Source organism: Mesorhizobium monacense (assembly GCF_056781675.1).
In genome coordinates, this window is the sequence record NZ_CM165567.1 from 5,048,483 (window position 1) to 5,066,404 (window position 17,922).

A 17,922-nucleotide genomic window follows, 5' to 3' on the forward strand; every position below is an offset into this window, starting at 1 on the left:
AGGTGGAGACCGGCACGCCTTTTTGCCGTTGTGACCGCCAAACAGTCTCAAAAACAAACTCATATAAGTAAGTTAACACTTACCAATTTCCGCAACTATGCGGCGCTGTCGATCGACCTGAAGCCTGGCGCCGTGGTGCTTTCCGGCGACAATGGCGCCGGCAAGACCAATCTCCTGGAAGCGGTTTCGCTGCTGACGCCGGGACGTGGGCTCCGCCGCGCGCCCTATGCCGACGTGGCGCGCGAAGGCGGCGATGGCGGCTTTGCCCTGCACGCGAGGATCGAAGGGGCCGAAGGAGAGGTTGAAATCGGCACCGGCATTGCGGGTGGCGACAACGCCGGCGAAGGCGGCAGGCGGGTGCGGATCAATGGTGCTACGGCGCGATCGGTCGAGGACATGCTGGAATGGCTACGTGTCGTCTGGCTGACGCCGGCGATGGATGGCCTGTTCCCGGGGCCGGCCGCCGACCGCCGGCGCTTTCTCGACCGGCTGGTGCTGGCGATCGACCCCGGACACGGCCAGCGCGCGCTCGACTATGAAAAGGCCATGCGTGGCCGTAACCGCTTGCTTACGGAAGGATCGCGCGACGGCGCCTGGTTCGACGCTATCGAGACGCAGATGGCCGAGACCGGCGTGGCGATCGCAGCCGCAAGGGCGGAACTGGTGCGCCTGCTCGCAGCCATGATCGACCGGCTGCCCGATAGCGGCCCGTTTCCGCAGGCAGACATTGGCCTCTCCGGCGAACTGGAGGAGCAGGTGGCCACAACGCCTGCCGTCGATGTCGAGGAGCGGTTCCGCGCTGCACTTGCCGACGGCCGTGACCGCGACCGCGCCGCCGGGCGCACACTGGAAGGCCCGCACCGTTCCGACCTCGTCGTGCGACACCGGCCCAAGGCGATGCCTGCCGAACTTTGCTCGACCGGCGAGCAGAAGGCGTTGCTGGTCGGCATCGTGCTTTCGCATGCAAGGCTGACCGGCGAGATGTCGGGCATGACGCCGATCCTGCTGCTCGACGAGATCGCGGCGCATCTCGACGCCGGCCGGCGCGCAGCGCTGTTCTCTATCCTGGAAGAGCTCAACTGCCAGGCGTTCATGACCGGAACCGATGCGGCGCTGTTTTCCAGTCTCGCTGGACGTGCACAGTTCCTGACGGTCGATCACGGCACAGTTGGGCCAACCAAAGATACCTGACAAGGTTTTTCGCCCACTATATGGTCCGGCGATGATGGACTCCGCCCTCACCGAGGAAGAGCTCGAACGCTATGCGCGCCACATCGTGCTGCCGGAGATCGGCGGCGCCGGCCAGCAAAAGCTGAAGCGAGCTCGGGTGCTGGTAATCGGCGCCGGTGGGCTGGGGGCGCCGGTGCTCGAATATCTCGCCGCCGCCGGCGTCGGCACGCTCGGCATCGTCGATGACGACGACGTTTCGCTGTCGAACCTGCAACGGCAGGTGATCCACGGCACCGACGCGGTCGGCGTGGCGAAAACCGATAGCGCCAAGGCGGCCATCGCGCGCATCAATCCCAACGTCTCGGTGGAACTGCACCAGCTTCGGCTGACGGTGGAAAACGCCCCTGCCCTCATTGCGCGCTACGACATCATCGTCGACGGCTCCGACAATTTCGAGACGCGTTATGCCGTCGCCGACGCCTGCGCCGCGGAGAAACGGCCGCTGGTGCATGCCGCCGTCGGCCGCTTCGACGGTTCGCTGACCGTGCTGAAGCCGTTCGAGACCGGCGCGGATGGCAGGCTGAACCCGGGCTATCGCGATCTTTTCCCCGAGGCGCCGCCGCCGGGCCTGGTGCCATCCTGCGCAGTGGCCGGCGTTGTCGGCGCGCTGACCGGCGTCGTCGGTACGCTGCAGGCAATGGAGGCGATCAAACTGATCACCGGCATCGGTGAACCGCTGGTCGGCCGCTTGCTGCTCTATGATGCGCTTTCGGCGCGCTTCGACACCATTCGCTACAAGAGAAACTGACCGCATGGACCAGATGGGCCAGTCCACAGCTGTTCTCGTTACGCAGATTGCGCCCGATTTCGAGCGCTGGGACGAATTACTCAAGCTGATCCTGCGCGCCTTCGCCTTCATGGACGGCATCATCGATCCGCCGTCCTCGTCGCATCTGCTGACGCCTGAAGGCCTGAAGGACAAGGCCCGGCAGGAGACGGGTTTTTTGGCGCTCGAGGCCGGCCGGATCGTCGGCTGTATTTTCGCACTTGAGCGGGCTGATGATGTCTATGTCGGCAAGCTCGCCGTCGAGCCGGGCCTCCAGGGACAAGGCATCGGCAGGCGGTTGATGCAGGCCGTCGAGAACCTTGCCCGCAGCAGCGGCAAGAGCGCCATCGAGCTGCAGACGCGCATCGAACTGAGCGAAAACCACGCCGCCTTCTCCCGACTCGGCTTTCGTGAGACCGGACGCACGGCGCATACGAGCTATAACCGTCCGACCTCGATCACCATGCGCAAGGTGCTTTCGTGAGCCTCGCCCTCAGTCCGGAAGAACAGACAATCGCCTCCGGCAAGGACGGCGCGGCGATGGCGATGCGCATCGTCGCCGACAGCGCCAGCCTGCTCGGCGCGCTGCGGCTGATCCCGATCGCCTCGGCGCACATAGACGGGGCGCTCTATCACGGCGATTCCGGCACGCTGTTCGCCGAAAGGCTGGTCGAGGGCGGTGCCCGGGTCGCGGTGCGCTCGACGCTCAATGTCGGGGCGCTCGACCTGATGGGCTGCTCGCGCATCCGCCTCGAGGAGCCGGCGCGCGGCATGGCGCGGCGGATGATGGAAGCCTACCGCAAGCTCGGCTGCGAGCAGAGCTGGACCTGCGCGCCCTACCAGGCCGGGCACCGGCCAGCACTGGGAAGTGACGTCGCCTGGGGAGAATCCAACGCCGTGGTGTTCTGCAATTCGGTGCTTGGCGCGCGCACCAACCGCTACGGCGATTTCCTCGACATCGCCTGCGCCATATCGGGCCGCGCGCCGGACTACGGCTTGCACCGCGCAGAGAACCGGCGGGCGCGGCTGGTGTTCGATGTCTCCGGGCTCTCCGCGTCGTTCCTCGGCTCCGAGATCGCCTGGCCAGTGCTGGGCAGCCTCTATGGCCGCGAAGTCGGCAACACAATCGGTGTCGTCACCGGCGTGCCTGGCCATCCCGGCGAGGACGCGCTGAAGGCCTTCGGCGCGGCCGCCGCTTCATCCGGTGCGGTTGGCCTTTTCCATATTGCCGGCGTGACACCCGAGGCGCCCGACGCCGAAACCATCCTGGCCGGCGCGGCGCCGGAAACGGTGATCCGCGTCACGCCGGAGATGGCGGCGAAGGCCCGCGCGGGCTTGTCGACGGCAACAGGGCCGAAAACCATTGATGCAGTGGCAATCGGCAGCCCGCATCTGTCACTCGACGAGTTCTATATGCTGGAGCGGCTGATCGCCGGACGGCGCCTCACCGTGCCGATCTATGCCTGCACCGGGCGCCATGTGCTTTCGTCGCTCGAAAAGAACGGGCGGCGCAAGATGCTAGAAGCAAGCGGTGTCGTCATCGTGGCCGACACCTGCGTGGTGGTGACGCCGATCATGCCCGAGCTTGCCGGAGGCATATTGATGACCAACTCCGGAAAGTTCGCGCATTACGCGCCGGGCAATACCGGATATGCCGTGCTTTACGGCGCGCTGGCCGACTGCGTCGAAAGTGCCGTTATTGGTAAGCCAACATTTACGGACATCGCCGCATGAGCGCTCCGGCAGAAATCCTGGTGCCGGGCCGGGCCGGCGAAGGCGAGGCGCTGGTGCTGACGGCGCCGATCAGCTTCTGGGGCGGCGTCGATCCGAAGAGCGGCCGCATCGCCGATGTCCGGCATCCACAGCACGGCGAAAACCTGTCGGGGCGCGTGCTGTTCCTGCCAGGCACGATCGGCTCGTCCTCGGCGTCGGCCGTGTTGATGGAACTTGTCCACAATGGCCATGCGCCGGCGGCACTGGTGCTGCACGAACCGGATGCGATCCTGCTGCTCGGCCTGATCGTGGCCAGGGAGATGGGCTGGGAGACGCCAATGGCGCTGCAGCTCGGGCGCGATAACTTCGACACCTATCGCGGAAGCACAGTAACAGTCACCGACAACGGCGCGCTCGCCGTAGCCGGTTGACCACTATTTATGTTCGCAGCGGCAGCACGCGATCCGGCGGGCGATGACCGTCGAAGAAGGCGCGGATGTTGATGATCACCTTCTCGCCCATGTCGATGCGGCCTTCGAGCGTCGCCGAGCCCATATGCGGCAAAAGCACGACCTTGCCCTTGGCGGCGAGCTTCAAGAGTTTGCTGTTCAGCGCCGGCTCGTGCTCGTAGACGTCCAGCGCGGCGCCGGCGATCTTGCCGTCATGGATCAGCTTGATCAACGATTCCTCGTCGATGATGTCGCCCCGCGCGGTGTTGACGATGTAGGCTGACGGTTGCATGAGCGCCAGCCTTCGCGCCGACAGCAGATGGAAGGTTGCCGGCGTCGACGGGCAGTTGACCGAGATGATGTCCATGCGGGCCAGCATCTGGTCGAGGCTTTCCCAATAGGTCGCTTCCAACTCGTCTTCCACGGCCGGCAGCACGCGGTGGCGGTTGTGATAGTGGATCGACAGGCCGAAGGCCTTGGCGCGCCTGGCGACGGCGGTGCCGATGCGGCCCATGCCGACGATGCCAAGCCGTTTGCCCCAGATGCGGCGGCCGAGCATCCAGGTCGGCGACCAGCCGGCCCATTTCTTGTCGCTGGTCAGCACGTTGGCGCCTTCTGCCAGGCGCCGCGGCACGGCCAGCATCAGCGCCATGGTCATGTCGGCCGTGTCTTCGGTCAGCACGTTCGGTGTGTTGGTGACGGTGATGCCCTTCTTGGCCGCCGCCTCCACGTCGATCTTGTCGACGCCATTGCCGAAATTGGCGATCAGCTTGAGATTGTCGCCGGCCTGGGCGATCAGGGCCGCGTCGATATTGTCGGTGATCGTCGGCACCAGGACGTCGGCTTCCTTGATCGCCGCGACCAGCTCGGGCTGCGTCATCGGCCTGTCCTCGACGTTCAACCGTGCGTCGAACAGTTCGCGCATGCGGGTTTCGACCGGATCGGGCAGCTTGCGCGTGATGACGACGAGGGGCCTTTTCTTGCCTGCCATTGTTTCCTCGAACCCGATCTCGTTGAGACCTCTTTAACCAAGACAGGCGAAAATCGAAGCCGGTCGCGGTGCCTGCCACTCTGTAACAAGCGGTGCCGCCGAAGACAAAGAAAAAGGGGCGCCGGTGCCGACGGGCAAGCGCCGAAAGGAATGAAAGTGTCTGGTTTCGCGTCGCTCCGCCTGGCCTTCAGCGCAGCAGTCCTCGGCGCCCTCCTTTGTTCCCCGCAAACGGTGGCGCAGAGCGCCGCGGCCCCCGCGCGGACGATCACGCTCGGGCCGAGCGGCCTGCCGCTGCCGCGTTTCGTCAGCCTAAAATCGGGCCGCGTCAACGCGCGCGTCGGCCCCGGCGCCAACTACTCCGTCAACTGGATGTACATGAAGGCCGGGCTGCCGATGGAAATCATCCAGGAATTCGATACCTGGCGCCGCGTACGCGATGCCGACGGTTCGGAAGGCTGGATCAACCAGTCGCTGCTGTCGGGCCGCCGCACGGCGATCGTCGCGCCCTGGCAGCGCGGCAAGGGCGGCCGAATCAACCTGCTTGACGACAAGGATAAGGACGCCAGCGTGGTGGCCATCATCGAGCCGGGCGTCATGGGATCGATCAAGTCCTGCGACGGCCAGTGGTGCGAAATGACCTTCGACGGCCACACCGGCTGGCTCCCCCAATCGGTCGTCTGGGGCGCTTATCCGGGCGAACACGTCAAGAACTGACTTTCTGGTCTGGACCACGATCTTGTCCGAACCGTAGGTCAGCGTAGCAAAACCGGTTGGTCTAGCGGCCGATGCGACCGAGATGGGTGTCCCGAAAACCGCTCGACAGTTTGAGGCCGTAACCCAGCGCGCGGTCGACGACGATGTGGGTGATCCAAGTCAGAGAGACGGCGATCGCGATCGGATTGGCAAAGACGTATCCGGCAAGCGCCAGCGGCAGCGGGACAATCAGGATGTGCAGCGCGTTGTAGGCGACGGCGCCGACGCGCGGTCCGGCGAGATAACCCAACATCGACAGGTCCGGCGCCAGGATGAGCAAGGCAAACAGCCACCAGGAGGCACCGGCCAGCGCGTAGAGAACGAGCGCGACCACCGCAACGGCAATCCATTCGAGCCGGACCGCCAGATCGACGGGTCTCATCGAGCGCGGATCAATCGCGACGTTTCGGGCGCAACCTCACCACGATGTCGACATTGGCGATCTCCAGGCCTTCCGGCGGCTCCGGCAGGTTGGAAACCGTCACCGGACCGCTGGCTATATCGAAGATGCGGTTTTCGCCTTCGATATAGAAATGATGGTGATCGGAGGTGTTGGTGTCGAAATAGGTCTTCGAGCCCTCGACGGCCAGGATGCGCAGCAGGCCCGCCTGGGTAAACTGGTGAAGGGCATTGTAGACGGTGGCAAGCGACACCGGCACGCCGGCGGCAATCGCCTCCTCGTGCAGTTCCTCGGCCGAAAGATGACGATCGCCCTTGGCGAAAAGCAGATCAGCCAGCGCAATGCGCTGGCGCGTCGGCCTCAGGCCGGCTTCGCGAACCCGCTTGTCCACAGCGACATTATCCTTCCGGCAGCCCTGATCCATCCTATCCGTCGAAGCTCGCGGTTCGGCCCCAAAAACCCGCCCAGAATGGCGAAAAAACGGCATCGGCCGAAACTGGACAGCTCCTGACATATATTCTGTCGGCCGAATTCGATCAATAGAGCAACATGCGCGCAGATATCCCGGTGCGCATTGACCCCGGCAGGCGGGCGGGTTAAGCGCAGACGCCGGTTTCCGGCCATAAACAGACTGTGTTAGGAAACCAACGACAAGGGCGCCCTGCCGCCCAGGACGATCACGGGGACGAAATTGATGGCAGGTTCGAAGTCCAGCTACGATTACGAGGAACTGCTTGCCTGCGCCCGCGGCGAGCTGTTCGGACCGGGAAATGCGCAGCTGCCCTATCCACCGATGCTGATGTTCGACCGCATCACCGAGATCAGCGAAACCGGCGGTGCGTTCGACAAGGGCTTCATCCGCGCCGAATTCGACATCAAGCCGGACCTGTGGTTTTTCGCCTGCCATTTCATCGGTAACCCGATCATGCCGGGTTGCCTGGGCCTCGATGCCATGTGGCAGTTGACCGGCTTCTACCTCGGCTGGCTCGGCGAGCCCGGCAAGGGGATGGCGCTATCGACCGGTGAGGTGAAGTTCAAAGGCATGGTGACGCCGTCGGTCAAGAAGGTCGAGTACGGCATCGATTTCAAGCGCGTGATGCGCGGCCGGCTGGTGCTCGGCATCGCCGATGGCTGGCTCAAGGCAGATGGCGAACCCATATACGCGGCAACGGATCTCAAGGTAGGTCTGTCAAAGCAGTCGGCGGTCGCCTGATCGCCACCAGACACTTTGGAAGGAGCAGCCCATGAGACGGGTCGTAGTGACAGGCCTCGGCATCGTGTCGTCGATCGGCAACAATGCCAATGAGGTGCAGGCCTCGCTCCACGATGCCAAGTCCGGCATCAGCTTTTCGGATTCATTCGCCGAACACGGCTTCCGATGCCAGGTCTGGGGCGCGCCGTCGCTCGACCCGTCGGCGATGATCGACCGGCGCGCCATGCGCTTCCTGTCGCAAGGCGCGGCCTGGAACCACGTCGCCATGGACCAGGCGATCGCGGATGCGGGCCTCGGCGAGAACGACATCACCAACGAGCGCACCGGCATCGTCATGGGCTCGGGTGGACCATCGACACGCACCATCGTCGAGGCGGCCGAAACGACGCTCAAGAACGGCAGCCCCAAGCGCATCGGCCCGTTCGCGGTGCCGAAGGCGATGTCGTCGACCGCGTCGGCGACGCTCGCCACCTGGTTCAAGATCCACGGCGTCAATTATTCGATCTCGTCCGCCTGCTCCACCTCGGCGCACTGCATCGGCAATGGCTACGAGCTGATCCAGTGGGGCAAGCAGGACATGGTCTTTGCCGGCGGCCACGAGGATCTCGACTGGACGATGTCGGACCTGTTCGACGCCATGGGCGCCATGTCGTCGAAGTTCAACGACAGGGCGTCGGCCGCCTCACGCGCCTATGACGTCAATCGCGACGGTTTCGTCATCGCCGGTGGCGCCGGCGTGCTGGTGCTGGAAGAGCTCGAGCACGCCAAGGCACGCGGCGCCAAGATCTATGCCGAGATCGTCGGCTATGGCGCGACCTCGGACGGCTACGACATGGTGGCGCCCTCGGGCGAAGGCGCGGTGCGCTGCATGCGCCAGGCGCTGGCCACCGTTTCCTCGCCGGTCGACTACATCAACACGCACGGCACCTCGACGCCGGTCGGCGATTCCAAGGAGATGGGCGCGATCCGCGAAGTGTTCGGCGACAAGATGCCTTTCATCACCTCGACCAAGTCGCTGACCGGCCATTCGCTGGGCGCGGCCGGCGTGCAGGAATCGATCTACTCGATCCTGATGATGCAGGGCGGCTTCATCGGCGAAAGCGCCCATATCGAGGAACTCGATCCGGAATTCGAGGGCATGCCGATCGTACGCAAGCGCATCGATAACGCCAGGATCGACACCGTTTTGTCCAATTCGTTCGGTTTCGGTGGCACCAACGCAACGCTGATTTTCCAGCGCTATTCCGCATAAGGATTGCCAGCCATGGACGGATTGATGAAGGGCAAGCGCGGGCTTGTCATGGGTGTCGCCAACGATCATTCGATCGCCTGGGGCATCGCCCAGAAATTGTCCGAGCACGGTGCCGAACTGGCCTTCACCTACCAGGGCGACGCCTTTGGCCGCCGGGTCAAGCCGCTCGCCGACCGGCTTGGCGCGGCGCTGGTCGTGCCCTGCGATGTCGAGGACAGTGCTTCGGTCGCCGCCACCTTCGAGACGCTCGGCAAGGAGTGGGGTGGTCTGGACTTCGTCGTCCATGCCATCGGCTTTTCCGACAAGAACGAGCTGAAGGGCCTCTATGCCGACACCAGCCGCGACAATTTCGTCCGCACCATGGTCATCTCCTGCTATTCCTTCACCGAGATCGCCCGGCACGCCGCCGCGCTGATGAAGGACGGCGGCTCGATGATCACGCTGACCTATGCCGGTTCGGTCCGCGTCATGCCGAACTACAACGTCATGGGCGTCGCCAAGGCCGGCCTGGAGGCTAGCGTGCGCTATCTCGCCAACGACTACGGTCCGCGCGGGATCCGGGTGAACGGCATATCGGCGGGACCGGTCCGAACGCTGGCCGGCGCCGGGATTTCGGATGCGCGCCACATGTTTTCCTACCAGCAGCGCAATTCGCCGCTGCGCCGCACGGTGACCATCGACGAGGTCGGCGGTTCAGCTCTTTACCTGCTGTCCGATCTGTCTTCCGGCGTCACCGGCGAAATTCACTATGTCGATTCCGGCTATCACATCGTTTCCATGCCGACGCTCGATGAGCTAAAGCAGAGCGACGGCCGAGAATAGTTCCTGTCGGTAAAATTGGACGCAATGGCGGAAACCCATTTTAAGGAGATATCCGCTAGAGGTCCCATAACTTAGGGACCCGCATGCCTGCTGTCAGCAACCCGAAGCGCACACCGTTGTTCCGGCTGATCACCATTGCCAGCTCGGGCATGGGCAGTTTTATCCTCGGTGTCTGGGGCCTGAAGTTCGGTTTCGGCGACGGCCTTGCCGGCATGCCGGCCCAGACGATGGTCGCCGTCATGGCCCTGCTCTGCGCGCTGGCCGCCGCGGGCGCCGCGCTGTCCTTCTTCGCCGGTGTCGACGAATCGGCCGATTACGTCTTCAACGAAACCAATTTCGACAAGCTGACGGGCCTGCTGACGCGCCCAGCCATGGTCGGCAAGATCGCGGACGCGGCGTCGGCGACGATCCGCAGCGGCGAACCGGTATTTCTCATCGACATCGACATCGACCGTTTCAAGCAAATCAACGATGCGATCGGCTACAGCCACGGTGACGAGTTGATCCGCGCCTTTTCCCAGCGATTGAAGACCAGCATGCCGGAAGGCGCGGTGGTCGGGCGCATCGGTGCCGGTGAGTTCGCGGTGCTGTTGCCGGATCGCGAAATCAAGGGGTCCGTGGAACGGACCATCGAGAAGCTCATCGACGAGATGATGGAGCCCTACCAGCTCGATACCCATCTGCAATCGGTCAGCCTGTCGGTCGGCATCGTGGCCATGCCGAAGGACGGCGTCGATCCTGTCCTGGTGCTGCGCCGCTCCAACCTGGCGCTGCAGAACGCACGCGCTGGAGGGGTAGGCAACTGGTCGGTCTTCCATTCCGACATGGGTCGGGTCGCCGACCATCGGCAGTGGATCGAATCCGAGCTGCATACCGCATTCGAGCGGGGTGATTTCGACCTCCATTACCAGCCGCAGCTCGACCTGCCGAGCGGCCGCATCATCGGCTACGAGGCGCTGATCCGCTGGAAGCACCCGGAGCGCGGCATGATCCCGCCGATGGAGTTCATACCGATCGCGGAAGAGACAGGCATGATCAACCCGATCGGCGAGTGGGTGCTGCGCAAGGCGTGCAACGACGCCCGCCATCTGCCCGAGGACTGTTTCGTTGCCGTCAACATCTCGCCGGTCCAGTTCATGACCAAGGATTTCGTCGGCATCGTGCGCGAAACGATGGCAAGCACCGGCATCAAGCCGTCGCGGCTTGAGCTGGAAGTCACCGAGACGGCGATGATGCAGGACCGCGAGCGCGCCGCCATCATCCTGCGGGAACTCGCCGACATGGGCATCTCTGTCGCAGTCGACGATTTCGGCACCGGCTATTCCAATCTAAGCTACCTGATCGATTTCTCGTTCGGCAAGCTGAAGATCGACCGCTCCTTCGTCAGCCGCATCGACACGGATTCCAACTCGGGCGCCGTCGTCTCGACCATCGTCGGGCTGTCGCGGGCGCTCGGCGTCGGCATCATCGCCGAAGGCGTCGAAACCGAGAGCCAGGCGACGCTGCTCAGGGCCGCCGGTTGCGAGGTGGTGCAAGGTTATCTGTTCGGCCGCCCGGCGCCGCTCAAGATCGGGCCTGGCGAAGCGCAGGTCGTCCACGTCAAGAGCGAAGCGCGCATCGTCAGCATGCACTAAGCCAAAACGTGCCAGTCACCGGCGCGCCGAAAAAACCTTGAACATGCCGTCGCGGGCAATCTCCGCATGGCTTGAGAAGGCTGCCGCCAGCACTGCCTCGTAGGGAAGCTGCCGGTTCGCCACCATGAACAGCCTGCCGCCCGGTTTCAGCGCCTTGGCCGCTGCCTGGATCATGCCAGCGCCGATCTCCGGCTCGGCCGCCCGGCTGCGATGAAAGGGCGGGTTCATGACGACGGCGTCATAGCGGCGCTCGACAGGCTCGCCGAGCAGGTCGGTCCAGAAGAAATGTGTCTCGGCTGCCGTGCCGATGTTGCCCTTCGCTGCCTCCAGCGAGGCGAAGTCCGCCTCGAAGAGATCGAGCCTGGATATGCCGGACGAGCGCACCGCGACTTCGGCTGCCACATAGCCCCAGCCGGCGCAGAAATCGGCGATGTTGCCACGCAGATCGTTGGGCAGATTGTCCACCAGCAATCTGGAACCGGTGTCAACCTTGTCGAAGGAGAACATGCCGGGCGCGGTGCGAAAGCGGCCTTCCAATACAAGGTCTGGATTGGCAGCCCGAAGCACTGATGCGGCTCCGCTATCGGCCGGTCGGGCGAACCAGAAGGCGATGCCGTGATGTTTCGGCAGGTGGCCGTCAAGCGGCACAAGCTCGTCGATGCGCTTGCGCAGGCTGGCAATGCCATCATCCTTGCCGCCGGCGACGACAATCAATCCGCCCGCCGCGACACGTTCCATCACTTCGGCAATGCGCAATTCGTTTTGCCCGCGATGACGCCCGGCAAGCACCAGTGCTGCGTCGCAGTCGGCACCTTCGGCCTGCGGCGTGACATTGAAGCCCGACGCCAGCAGGGCGCGGAAATGGGGCCGGAAGCCCTGCACGAGGTGAAGCGCGGTCTCAAAACCTTCAGGCAAACGGAAACCGGGTTCCGCGCCCAGAAAGACAACACGCCCGCCCTTTCGTGGCAGAGGAACAGCCTCCGCCTCGAACGGATGGAAAAGCGTCTTCAGCGGCTCAGCGGACATTCTTCGATCTCGTTCTTACCGTGAAAATGAAAACGGGCGCGACATAAGCCGCGCCCGCTTCGATTGCGTGGTCAGACCGTTCAGGCGGCGTTTTCTTCGCCTTCGGCCTTCTTGTCGCGGACGATTTCCTTGCCGGTGGCCTGGTCGACGACCTTCATCGACAGGCGAACCTTGCCGCGCTCGTCGAAGCCCATCAGCTTGACCCAGACCTTGTCGCCTTCCTTGACGACGTCGGAGGTCTTGGCGACGCGATCGTTGGCCAGCTGCGAGATGTGGACGAGGCCGTCACGCGGACCGAAGAAGTTGACGAAAGCGCCGAAGTCGGCGGTCTTGACGACCGTGCCTTCGTAGATCTCGCCGACTTCCGGCTCGGCGACGATGGTGTGTATCCACTTCTTCGCCGCCTCGATCTCCTTGGCGTTGGACGAAGCGATCTTGACCGTGCCGTCATCCTCGATGTTGATCTTGGCGCCGGTCTTTTCGACGATCTCGCGGATGACCTTGCCGCCGGAGCCGATGACGTCGCGGATCTTGTCGGTCGGGATGTGCATGACCTCGATGCGCGGCGCGAACTCGCCGAGCTCGGCGCGCGCGCCGGACAGCGCATGAGCCATTTCGCCGAGGATATGCAGACGACCGTCCTTGGCCTGGCCGAGCGCGATCTGCATGATCTCTTCGGTGATGCCGTCGATCTTGATGTCCATCTGCAGCGAGGTGATGCCGTTGGCGGTGCCGGCGACCTTGAAGTCCATGTCGCCGAGGTGATCCTCGTCGCCAAGGATGTCGGAGAGAACCGCGAAGCGCTCGCCTTCCTTGATCAGGCCCATGGCAATGCCGGCGACGGGCTTGGCCAGCGGAACGCCGGCATCCATCAGCGCCAGCGAGGTGCCGCAGACGGTGGCCATCGACGACGAGCCGTTGGACTCGGTGATCTCCGAGACGACGCGCAGCGTGTAGGGGAACTGGTCAGCGGTCGGCAGCATCGGGCGGATGGCGCGCCAGGCGAGCTTGCCGTGGCCGATTTCGCGGCGGCCCGGCGAACCCATGCGGCCGGTTTCACCGACGGAATAGGGAGGGAAGTTGTAGTGAAGGAGGAACTTCTCCTTGTACATGCCGGTCAGCGAATCGACATACTGCTCGTCCTCGCCGGTGCCAAGCGTGGCGACGACCAGCGCCTGGGTCTCGCCGCGGGTGAACAGCGCCGAACCATGGGTGCGCGGCAGGACGCCGACTTCCGAGACGATCTTGCGGACCGTCTTCAGGTCGCGGCCGTCGATGCGCGAGCCCGTGTCGAGGATGTTCCAGCGCACGACCTTGGCCTGGAGTTCCTTGAACACGCTGCCGATCTGCTCGGAGGTGTACTTGGCGTCTTCGCCTTCGGCCGCGGTGAACGCGGCCTTGACCTTCGCCTTGACGGCGTCGACGGCGGCGTAGCGCTTCTGCTTGTCGGTGATCTTGTAGGCGTCGCGAAGTTCGTTTTCGACGATCTTCAGCATCTCGCCCTCGAGCGCCGAATAGTCCGGCGCGGTGAAGTCGCGCGGGTCCTTGGCGGCGACTTCGGCCAGCTTGATGATCGCGTCGATCACCGGCTGGAAGCCCTTGTGGCCGAACATGACGGCGCCGAGCATCAGATCCTCGCCAAGCTCCTTGGCCTCGGACTCGACCATCAGCACGGCATCAGTGGTGCCGGCGACGACGAGGTCAAGCTTGGATTCCTGCATCTCGTCGACATGTGGGTTGAGCACGTATTCGCCGTTGATGTAGCCGACGCGGGCGCCGCCGATCGGGCCCATGAAGGGGACGCCGGAGAGCGTCAGCGCGGCCGAGGTGGCGACGATCGACAGGATGTCCGGATCGTTCTCGAGATCATGCTGGACGACGGTGACGACGATCTGCGTGTCGTTCTTGTAGCCATCGGCGAAGAGCGGGCGAATCGGGCGGTCGATCAGGCGGGAAACCAGCGTTTCCTTCTCGCTCGGACGGCCTTCGCGCTTGAAATAGCCGCCCGGGATCTTGCCGGCGGCATAGGTCTTTTCCTGGTAGTTGACGGTCAGCGGGAAGAAGTCGAGGCCGGGCTTCGGCTCCTTCATCGAGACGACGGTGGCGAGAACCTTGGTCTCGCCGTAGGTGGCCAGCACCGCGCCATCAGCCTGGCGCGCGATCTTGCCGGTCTCCAGAACGAGCGGACGGCCGCCCCATTCGATTTCCACTTTGTGGTGATTGAACATGTCTTGTCCTTCATATGCGGAAAGGGCCGCACCGTTTCACGGTGCGCGTATGCCCTTGCCTGGCTTCCTTTCTCGGGCAGCCACGGGCAAGACAACGGGAAGCTCGGCAATCGGCACGGTAGCCGCACGAGCATCCTGCAATCCTGCCCCATGACCGTCCATGGGCGGTTCCGAATGGCCCTCTGCACTTTCGAAACCGGGTCTGGCCAATCGATCCGACCGGCCTTGCGCATAACTCCGAAAATCTCGGGAAGCATCACGCGCAAATTCAAACTTTTCGGAGCGTCCTTTTGCGCGTCCAAAGGGGGACGCACGGCGCTCCATTCCTGCATTGGAGTACTGGATTGACCCGATGCTCCAATGCGCGACCGGCGGGCTCTCCGAAGAAAGCCCGCCGGTCAATTCGTCAACGGCGCAGACCGAGCTTCTCGATCAGCGTCTGATAGCGCGCGTCGTCCTTGCGCTTGAGATAATCAAGCAGGCTGCGGCGCTGGGAGACGAGAGCAAGCAGACCACGGCGGGAATGGTTATCCTTCTTGTGGTCCTTGAAGTGGTCGGTCAGGTTCTTGATGCGCTCGGAAAGGATGGCCACCTGGACTTCCGGGGACCCGGTATCGCCCTTGGCGGTTGCGAATTCACCCATCAATTCCTTTTTGCGCTCAGCAGTAATCGACATCGTGTTTTTCCTTATCTGTTCGAGGAAACGGGACGCCCTCAGCCGGGATGTCGTCCAGCAGGGGCCGGTGCAAGCAACGCGTCAGGGCGCGAAGCTGCGGCGCATATAGTGCAATTCCCCGGAAAACACCAGCCCAATTCACGAAGCCGGCTTGTCGCAGGTTTTTGCTGCGATGATCAAGAATTTCCGCAGCCAAACAAACTCTAGAGCCACTTCTTCCATTTGAAGAAGGCTACAAGCCCGACAGCAACGGCCGCCATGAAGGCAAGCGCTGCCGGGTAGCCGTAATAGGCCCTCAATTCCGGCATGTTCCATGGCGAGGTTTCGGGATCGAAGTTCATCCCCCAGACGCCGACCAGGAAGGTGAGCGGCATGAAGACACCCGAGACGATGGTCAAGTAGCCGATGACCTCGTTGGTGCGCGCCTGGCTCAGCGACAGATGCATCTCGATAAGACCGGTCAGCATGTCGCGCTGGGTCTCGACCAGCTCGATGAGCCTTAGCGAATGGTCGAGTGTGTCGTTGAGGAAGATCTTGGTCTCGGCCTTCACATAGGACACGTCGTTGCGGATCATCGTCGCCAGCGCATCGCGCATCGGCCACAGCACGCCCTTCAGCACATTGGCGTCGCGCCGCAATTCGTGCAATTGCCGCATCTGGTGCTTGTGCGGCGTGTTCAGCATCTCGTCCTCGATGCTGTCGACCTGTTCGCCGGCCGCCTCGATCGGCGGGAAATAGCTGTCGACGATAGCGTCGATCAGCGCATAGGCGAGATAGTCGGCGCCGCGCGACCGCAGCCGGTTGGGCATCGAGCTCTCGATGCGCTTGCGCACGGGATTGAACGGGTCACCCTCGCGCTCCTGGAAGGTGACGACGAAATTCTTGCCGAAGAAGACGGAGATCTGTTCGTAGCGGTGCGCCGTGACGTCGTCGATCATGCGCACGACGACGAAGGCGTGATCCTCGAAGAAATCCACCTTCGGCCGCTGGCCGGTGTTGACGACGTCCTCCAGCGCCAGCGGGTGCAGGCTGAAAATGCGGCCGATCTCCTCGATCAGCGGGATGTTGGCAAGGCCGGTGCAATCCAGCCAGATGACCGGCCAGCTGTCGCAATGCGTGTTGAGGTCGTCGATACTGGCATTTTCGATGGTCTCGAACTTCTCGGGCGACATCAGGGTCAGCCTGAGCTCGCTGCGCCGCGCCGACGGATCGGCGATCAGCGTGCCCGGCGAGGCGCCAACGGGCGGCCGCCTTGTTTTCAGCGGCGCCCGCTTCCTTGTCGTGTCAGCTTTTGCCATGTGCCCCCTCAAGCGTAATGTCGAACCGAAACTAGCCGAGAGCCATCATCCGGCAAAGACCCGCTTGGGCTTGAACATGCCCTGCTCGATGGCGCCGATGGCGACCAGCCTGCCGCGCGCCGTGGCACAGGCCTCCTCGGCCTCGACAGGGGCGTCGCGGCCGCGAATGATGACCGGATTGCCGAGCCGGATTTTCACCGCCGCATCGTCGCTGATGGCGACCTGCGGAAGGCAATCGAGCGCGGCTGACGTGTCGACCAGCAGTGCATCGATGGCCGTGAAGTCGACTGGCAGATCGGGTGCGTCGGATGCATCATCGGCCGTGTCCGGGCCCTCATCGCCCTGTTCGCCGAAGCGCGCTGCTTCCAGCTCGGCGATAGTGACGAAGTCCTCCTGCGTGAACGGCTCGACCTCGATCCGGCGCAATTCGGCGATGTGGCCGAAACAGCCGAGGTCGCGGCCCATGTCGCGGGCCAGCGAGCGGACATAAGTGCCCTTGCCACATTCGACTTCGAAAATGGTCCGCTCGCCACTGTGCTCGATGACGTCCAAACGTCCGATCTCGATCTCCCGCGCGGGTATATCGACCGTTTCGCCGTCGCGGGCGAGATCGTAGGCGCGCTCGCCGGCGATCTTGATGGCCGAGAACTGCGGCGGCGTCTGCATGATGACGCCGGTGTATTTCGGCAGCAGCGCCCTTACCTCGGTCTCGGCCGGACGCTTGTCCGAGCTGTTCGTTACCGGGCCTTCGAGGTCGTCGGTCGAGCGTTCGTCACCCCACGCAACGGTGAAGCGATAGATCTTGGCGCCGTCCTGGACGTAGGGCACGGTCTTGGTGGCTTCGCCGAGCGCGATCGGCAGCATGCCGGAGGCGAGCGGATCGAGCGTGCCGGCATGGCCGGCCTTTTCGGCCTGGAACAGCCACTTGATCTTGGAGACGGCTTCGGTGGAGCCCATGCCGACCGGCTTGTCCAGCACCAGCCAGCCGGAGACCGGCCGGCCCTTCTTCTTGCCGCGGCGCCCCATTATTTCTCGTCCTTGTCATTGTCGAGATCGCGCGCCACTTCGGGCGATTTCAAGAGGTCGTTGATCCTGGCGAAGTTGTCGAAGGACGTATCGAGCCGGAAGCGGAATTCCGGCATGTACTTCATCTGCCGCAGCGCGCCCGAGACACGGCCGCGAACGAATTTCGCATGCTTGTTGAGCGCCTCGACCACGGCATCGGTGTCCTTGACGCCAAGCGGCGAGACGAAGGCGGTGGCGATCTTCAGATCGGGCGACATGCGCACTTCCGACACCGAAACCACGGCATTCTCGATCAGCGGATCGATGATCTCACCGCGCTGCAGAGTTTCGGACAGGGCATGGCGCACTTGTTCGCCGACGCGCAGCATACGCTGGGATGGGCCTGATGTGGTTGAACGGGGCATTTTTCTCGATCCTGAAATCGTGAAGCGCGGGATGGGACCGC

The 17,922-nt window shown here is 63.6% G+C and carries 19 protein-coding genes; 10 read left to right on the forward strand and 9 right to left on the reverse strand.

Features of this window, described 5'->3' with window-relative positions:
• The first annotated feature begins 30 nt into the window (after window positions 1-30).
• The 5 genes from recF to AC1RUK_RS24215 are packed head-to-tail and all read left to right on the forward strand — an operon-like array spanning window position 31 to window position 4,140.
• Window positions 31-1,191: a DNA replication/repair protein RecF gene (gene recF / locus AC1RUK_RS24195; protein ID WP_481838631.1), complete on the forward strand. Its 1,161-nt coding sequence runs from the start codon at window positions 31-33 to the stop codon at window positions 1,189-1,191.
• Window positions 1,192-1,222: 31 nt separating this feature from the next.
• A complete protein-coding gene (locus AC1RUK_RS24200; RefSeq protein WP_481840127.1) occupies window positions 1,223-1,978 on the forward strand; it encodes a molybdopterin-synthase adenylyltransferase MoeB in 756 nt (251 codons plus the stop codon).
• A 13-nt stretch (window positions 1,979-1,991) separates the two neighbouring features.
• Window positions 1,992-2,480: a GNAT family N-acetyltransferase gene (locus AC1RUK_RS24205; RefSeq protein WP_481839409.1), complete on the forward strand. Its 489-nt coding sequence runs from the start codon at window positions 1,992-1,994 to the stop codon at window positions 2,478-2,480.
• Window positions 2,477-3,730, forward strand: a complete 1,254-nt coding sequence (locus AC1RUK_RS24210) for an aconitase X (protein ID WP_481838629.1) — start codon at window positions 2,477-2,479, stop codon at window positions 3,728-3,730. The genes AC1RUK_RS24205 and AC1RUK_RS24210 overlap by 4 nt, the downstream gene beginning before the upstream one ends.
• A complete protein-coding gene (locus AC1RUK_RS24215; protein WP_481838628.1) occupies window positions 3,727-4,140 on the forward strand; it encodes an aconitase X swivel domain-containing protein in 414 nt (137 codons plus the stop codon). The genes AC1RUK_RS24210 and AC1RUK_RS24215 overlap by 4 nt, the downstream gene beginning before the upstream one ends.
• Before the next feature lie 7 nt (window positions 4,141-4,147).
• On the opposite strand, the gene AC1RUK_RS24220 is transcribed toward AC1RUK_RS24215, so the two are convergent.
• Window positions 4,148-5,149 (reverse strand): 2-hydroxyacid dehydrogenase, encoded by a 1,002-nt coding sequence (locus AC1RUK_RS24220; protein ID WP_404275301.1) that lies wholly within the window; start codon window positions 5,147-5,149, stop codon window positions 4,148-4,150.
• A gap of 156 nt (window positions 5,150-5,305) precedes the next feature.
• On the opposite strand from AC1RUK_RS24220, the gene AC1RUK_RS24225 reads away from it, so the two are divergent.
• Window positions 5,306-5,863, forward strand: a complete 558-nt coding sequence (locus AC1RUK_RS24225; protein ID WP_481838627.1) for an SH3 domain-containing protein — start codon at window positions 5,306-5,308, stop codon at window positions 5,861-5,863.
• Between the two features lie 61 nt (window positions 5,864-5,924).
• On the opposite strand, the gene AC1RUK_RS24230 is transcribed toward AC1RUK_RS24225, so the two are convergent.
• Complete coding sequence (locus AC1RUK_RS24230) at window positions 5,925-6,284, reverse strand: DUF4260 domain-containing protein (protein ID WP_481838626.1); 360 nt, start codon at window positions 6,282-6,284, stop codon at window positions 5,925-5,927.
• A 10-nt stretch (window positions 6,285-6,294) separates the two neighbouring features.
• Window positions 6,295-6,726 (reverse strand): iron response transcriptional regulator IrrA, encoded by a 432-nt coding sequence (gene irrA / locus AC1RUK_RS24235; RefSeq protein WP_436170706.1) that lies wholly within the window; start codon window positions 6,724-6,726, stop codon window positions 6,295-6,297.
• A 270-nt stretch (window positions 6,727-6,996) separates the two neighbouring features.
• Here irrA and fabA point away from each other — a divergent pair, with 270 nt between their 5' ends.
• The 4 genes from fabA to AC1RUK_RS24255 all read left to right on the forward strand — a co-directional run bounded on the left by fabA (window position 6,997) and on the right by AC1RUK_RS24255 (window position 11,223).
• The gene (gene fabA / locus AC1RUK_RS24240; RefSeq protein ID WP_006202935.1) at window positions 6,997-7,515 is read left to right on the forward strand and encodes a 3-hydroxyacyl-[acyl-carrier-protein] dehydratase FabA; all 519 of its coding nucleotides are present in this window, start codon (window positions 6,997-6,999) and stop codon (window positions 7,513-7,515) included.
• A gap of 31 nt (window positions 7,516-7,546) precedes the next feature.
• Window positions 7,547-8,767 carry a beta-ketoacyl-ACP synthase I gene (gene fabB / locus AC1RUK_RS24245; RefSeq protein ID WP_481838625.1) on the forward strand — a complete coding sequence of 407 codons (1,221 nt, stop codon included), beginning with the start codon at window positions 7,547-7,549 and terminating at the stop codon, window positions 8,765-8,767.
• 12 nt (window positions 8,768-8,779) lie between these two features.
• Complete coding sequence (gene fabI, locus AC1RUK_RS24250; RefSeq protein ID WP_481838624.1) at window positions 8,780-9,589, forward strand: enoyl-ACP reductase FabI; 810 nt, start codon at window positions 8,780-8,782, stop codon at window positions 9,587-9,589.
• An 83-nt stretch (window positions 9,590-9,672) separates the two neighbouring features.
• Window positions 9,673-11,223 carry a putative bifunctional diguanylate cyclase/phosphodiesterase gene (locus AC1RUK_RS24255; RefSeq protein ID WP_481838623.1) on the forward strand — a complete coding sequence of 517 codons (1,551 nt, stop codon included), beginning with the start codon at window positions 9,673-9,675 and terminating at the stop codon, window positions 11,221-11,223.
• 15 nt (window positions 11,224-11,238) lie between these two features.
• Here AC1RUK_RS24255 and AC1RUK_RS24260 read toward each other — a convergent pair whose 3' ends face one another.
• The 6 genes from AC1RUK_RS24260 to rbfA all read right to left on the reverse strand — a co-directional run bounded on the left by AC1RUK_RS24260 (window position 11,239) and on the right by rbfA (window position 17,881).
• Complete coding sequence (locus AC1RUK_RS24260; protein ID WP_481838622.1) at window positions 11,239-12,249, reverse strand: class I SAM-dependent methyltransferase; 1,011 nt, start codon at window positions 12,247-12,249, stop codon at window positions 11,239-11,241.
• Window positions 12,250-12,329: 80 nt separating this feature from the next.
• Window positions 12,330-14,477 carry a polyribonucleotide nucleotidyltransferase gene (gene pnp / locus AC1RUK_RS24265; RefSeq protein ID WP_481838621.1) on the reverse strand — a complete coding sequence of 716 codons (2,148 nt, stop codon included), beginning with the start codon at window positions 14,475-14,477 and terminating at the stop codon, window positions 12,330-12,332.
• 406 nt (window positions 14,478-14,883) lie between these two features.
• Window positions 14,884-15,153 carry a 30S ribosomal protein S15 gene (gene rpsO / locus AC1RUK_RS24270; RefSeq protein ID WP_006337962.1) on the reverse strand — a complete coding sequence of 90 codons (270 nt, stop codon included), beginning with the start codon at window positions 15,151-15,153 and terminating at the stop codon, window positions 14,884-14,886.
• A 203-nt stretch (window positions 15,154-15,356) separates the two neighbouring features.
• Window positions 15,357-16,451: a magnesium/cobalt transporter CorA gene (gene corA / locus AC1RUK_RS24275; protein ID WP_481838620.1), complete on the reverse strand. Its 1,095-nt coding sequence runs from the start codon at window positions 16,449-16,451 to the stop codon at window positions 15,357-15,359.
• 45 nt (window positions 16,452-16,496) lie between these two features.
• Window positions 16,497-17,477 (reverse strand): tRNA pseudouridine(55) synthase TruB, encoded by a 981-nt coding sequence (gene truB, locus AC1RUK_RS24280; RefSeq protein WP_481838619.1) that lies wholly within the window; start codon window positions 17,475-17,477, stop codon window positions 16,497-16,499.
• Complete coding sequence (gene rbfA / locus AC1RUK_RS24285) at window positions 17,477-17,881, reverse strand: 30S ribosome-binding factor RbfA (RefSeq protein ID WP_006202926.1); 405 nt, start codon at window positions 17,879-17,881, stop codon at window positions 17,477-17,479. Before rbfA ends, truB begins: the two co-directional genes overlap by 1 nt.
• Window positions 17,882-17,922: the final 41 nt, after the last annotated feature.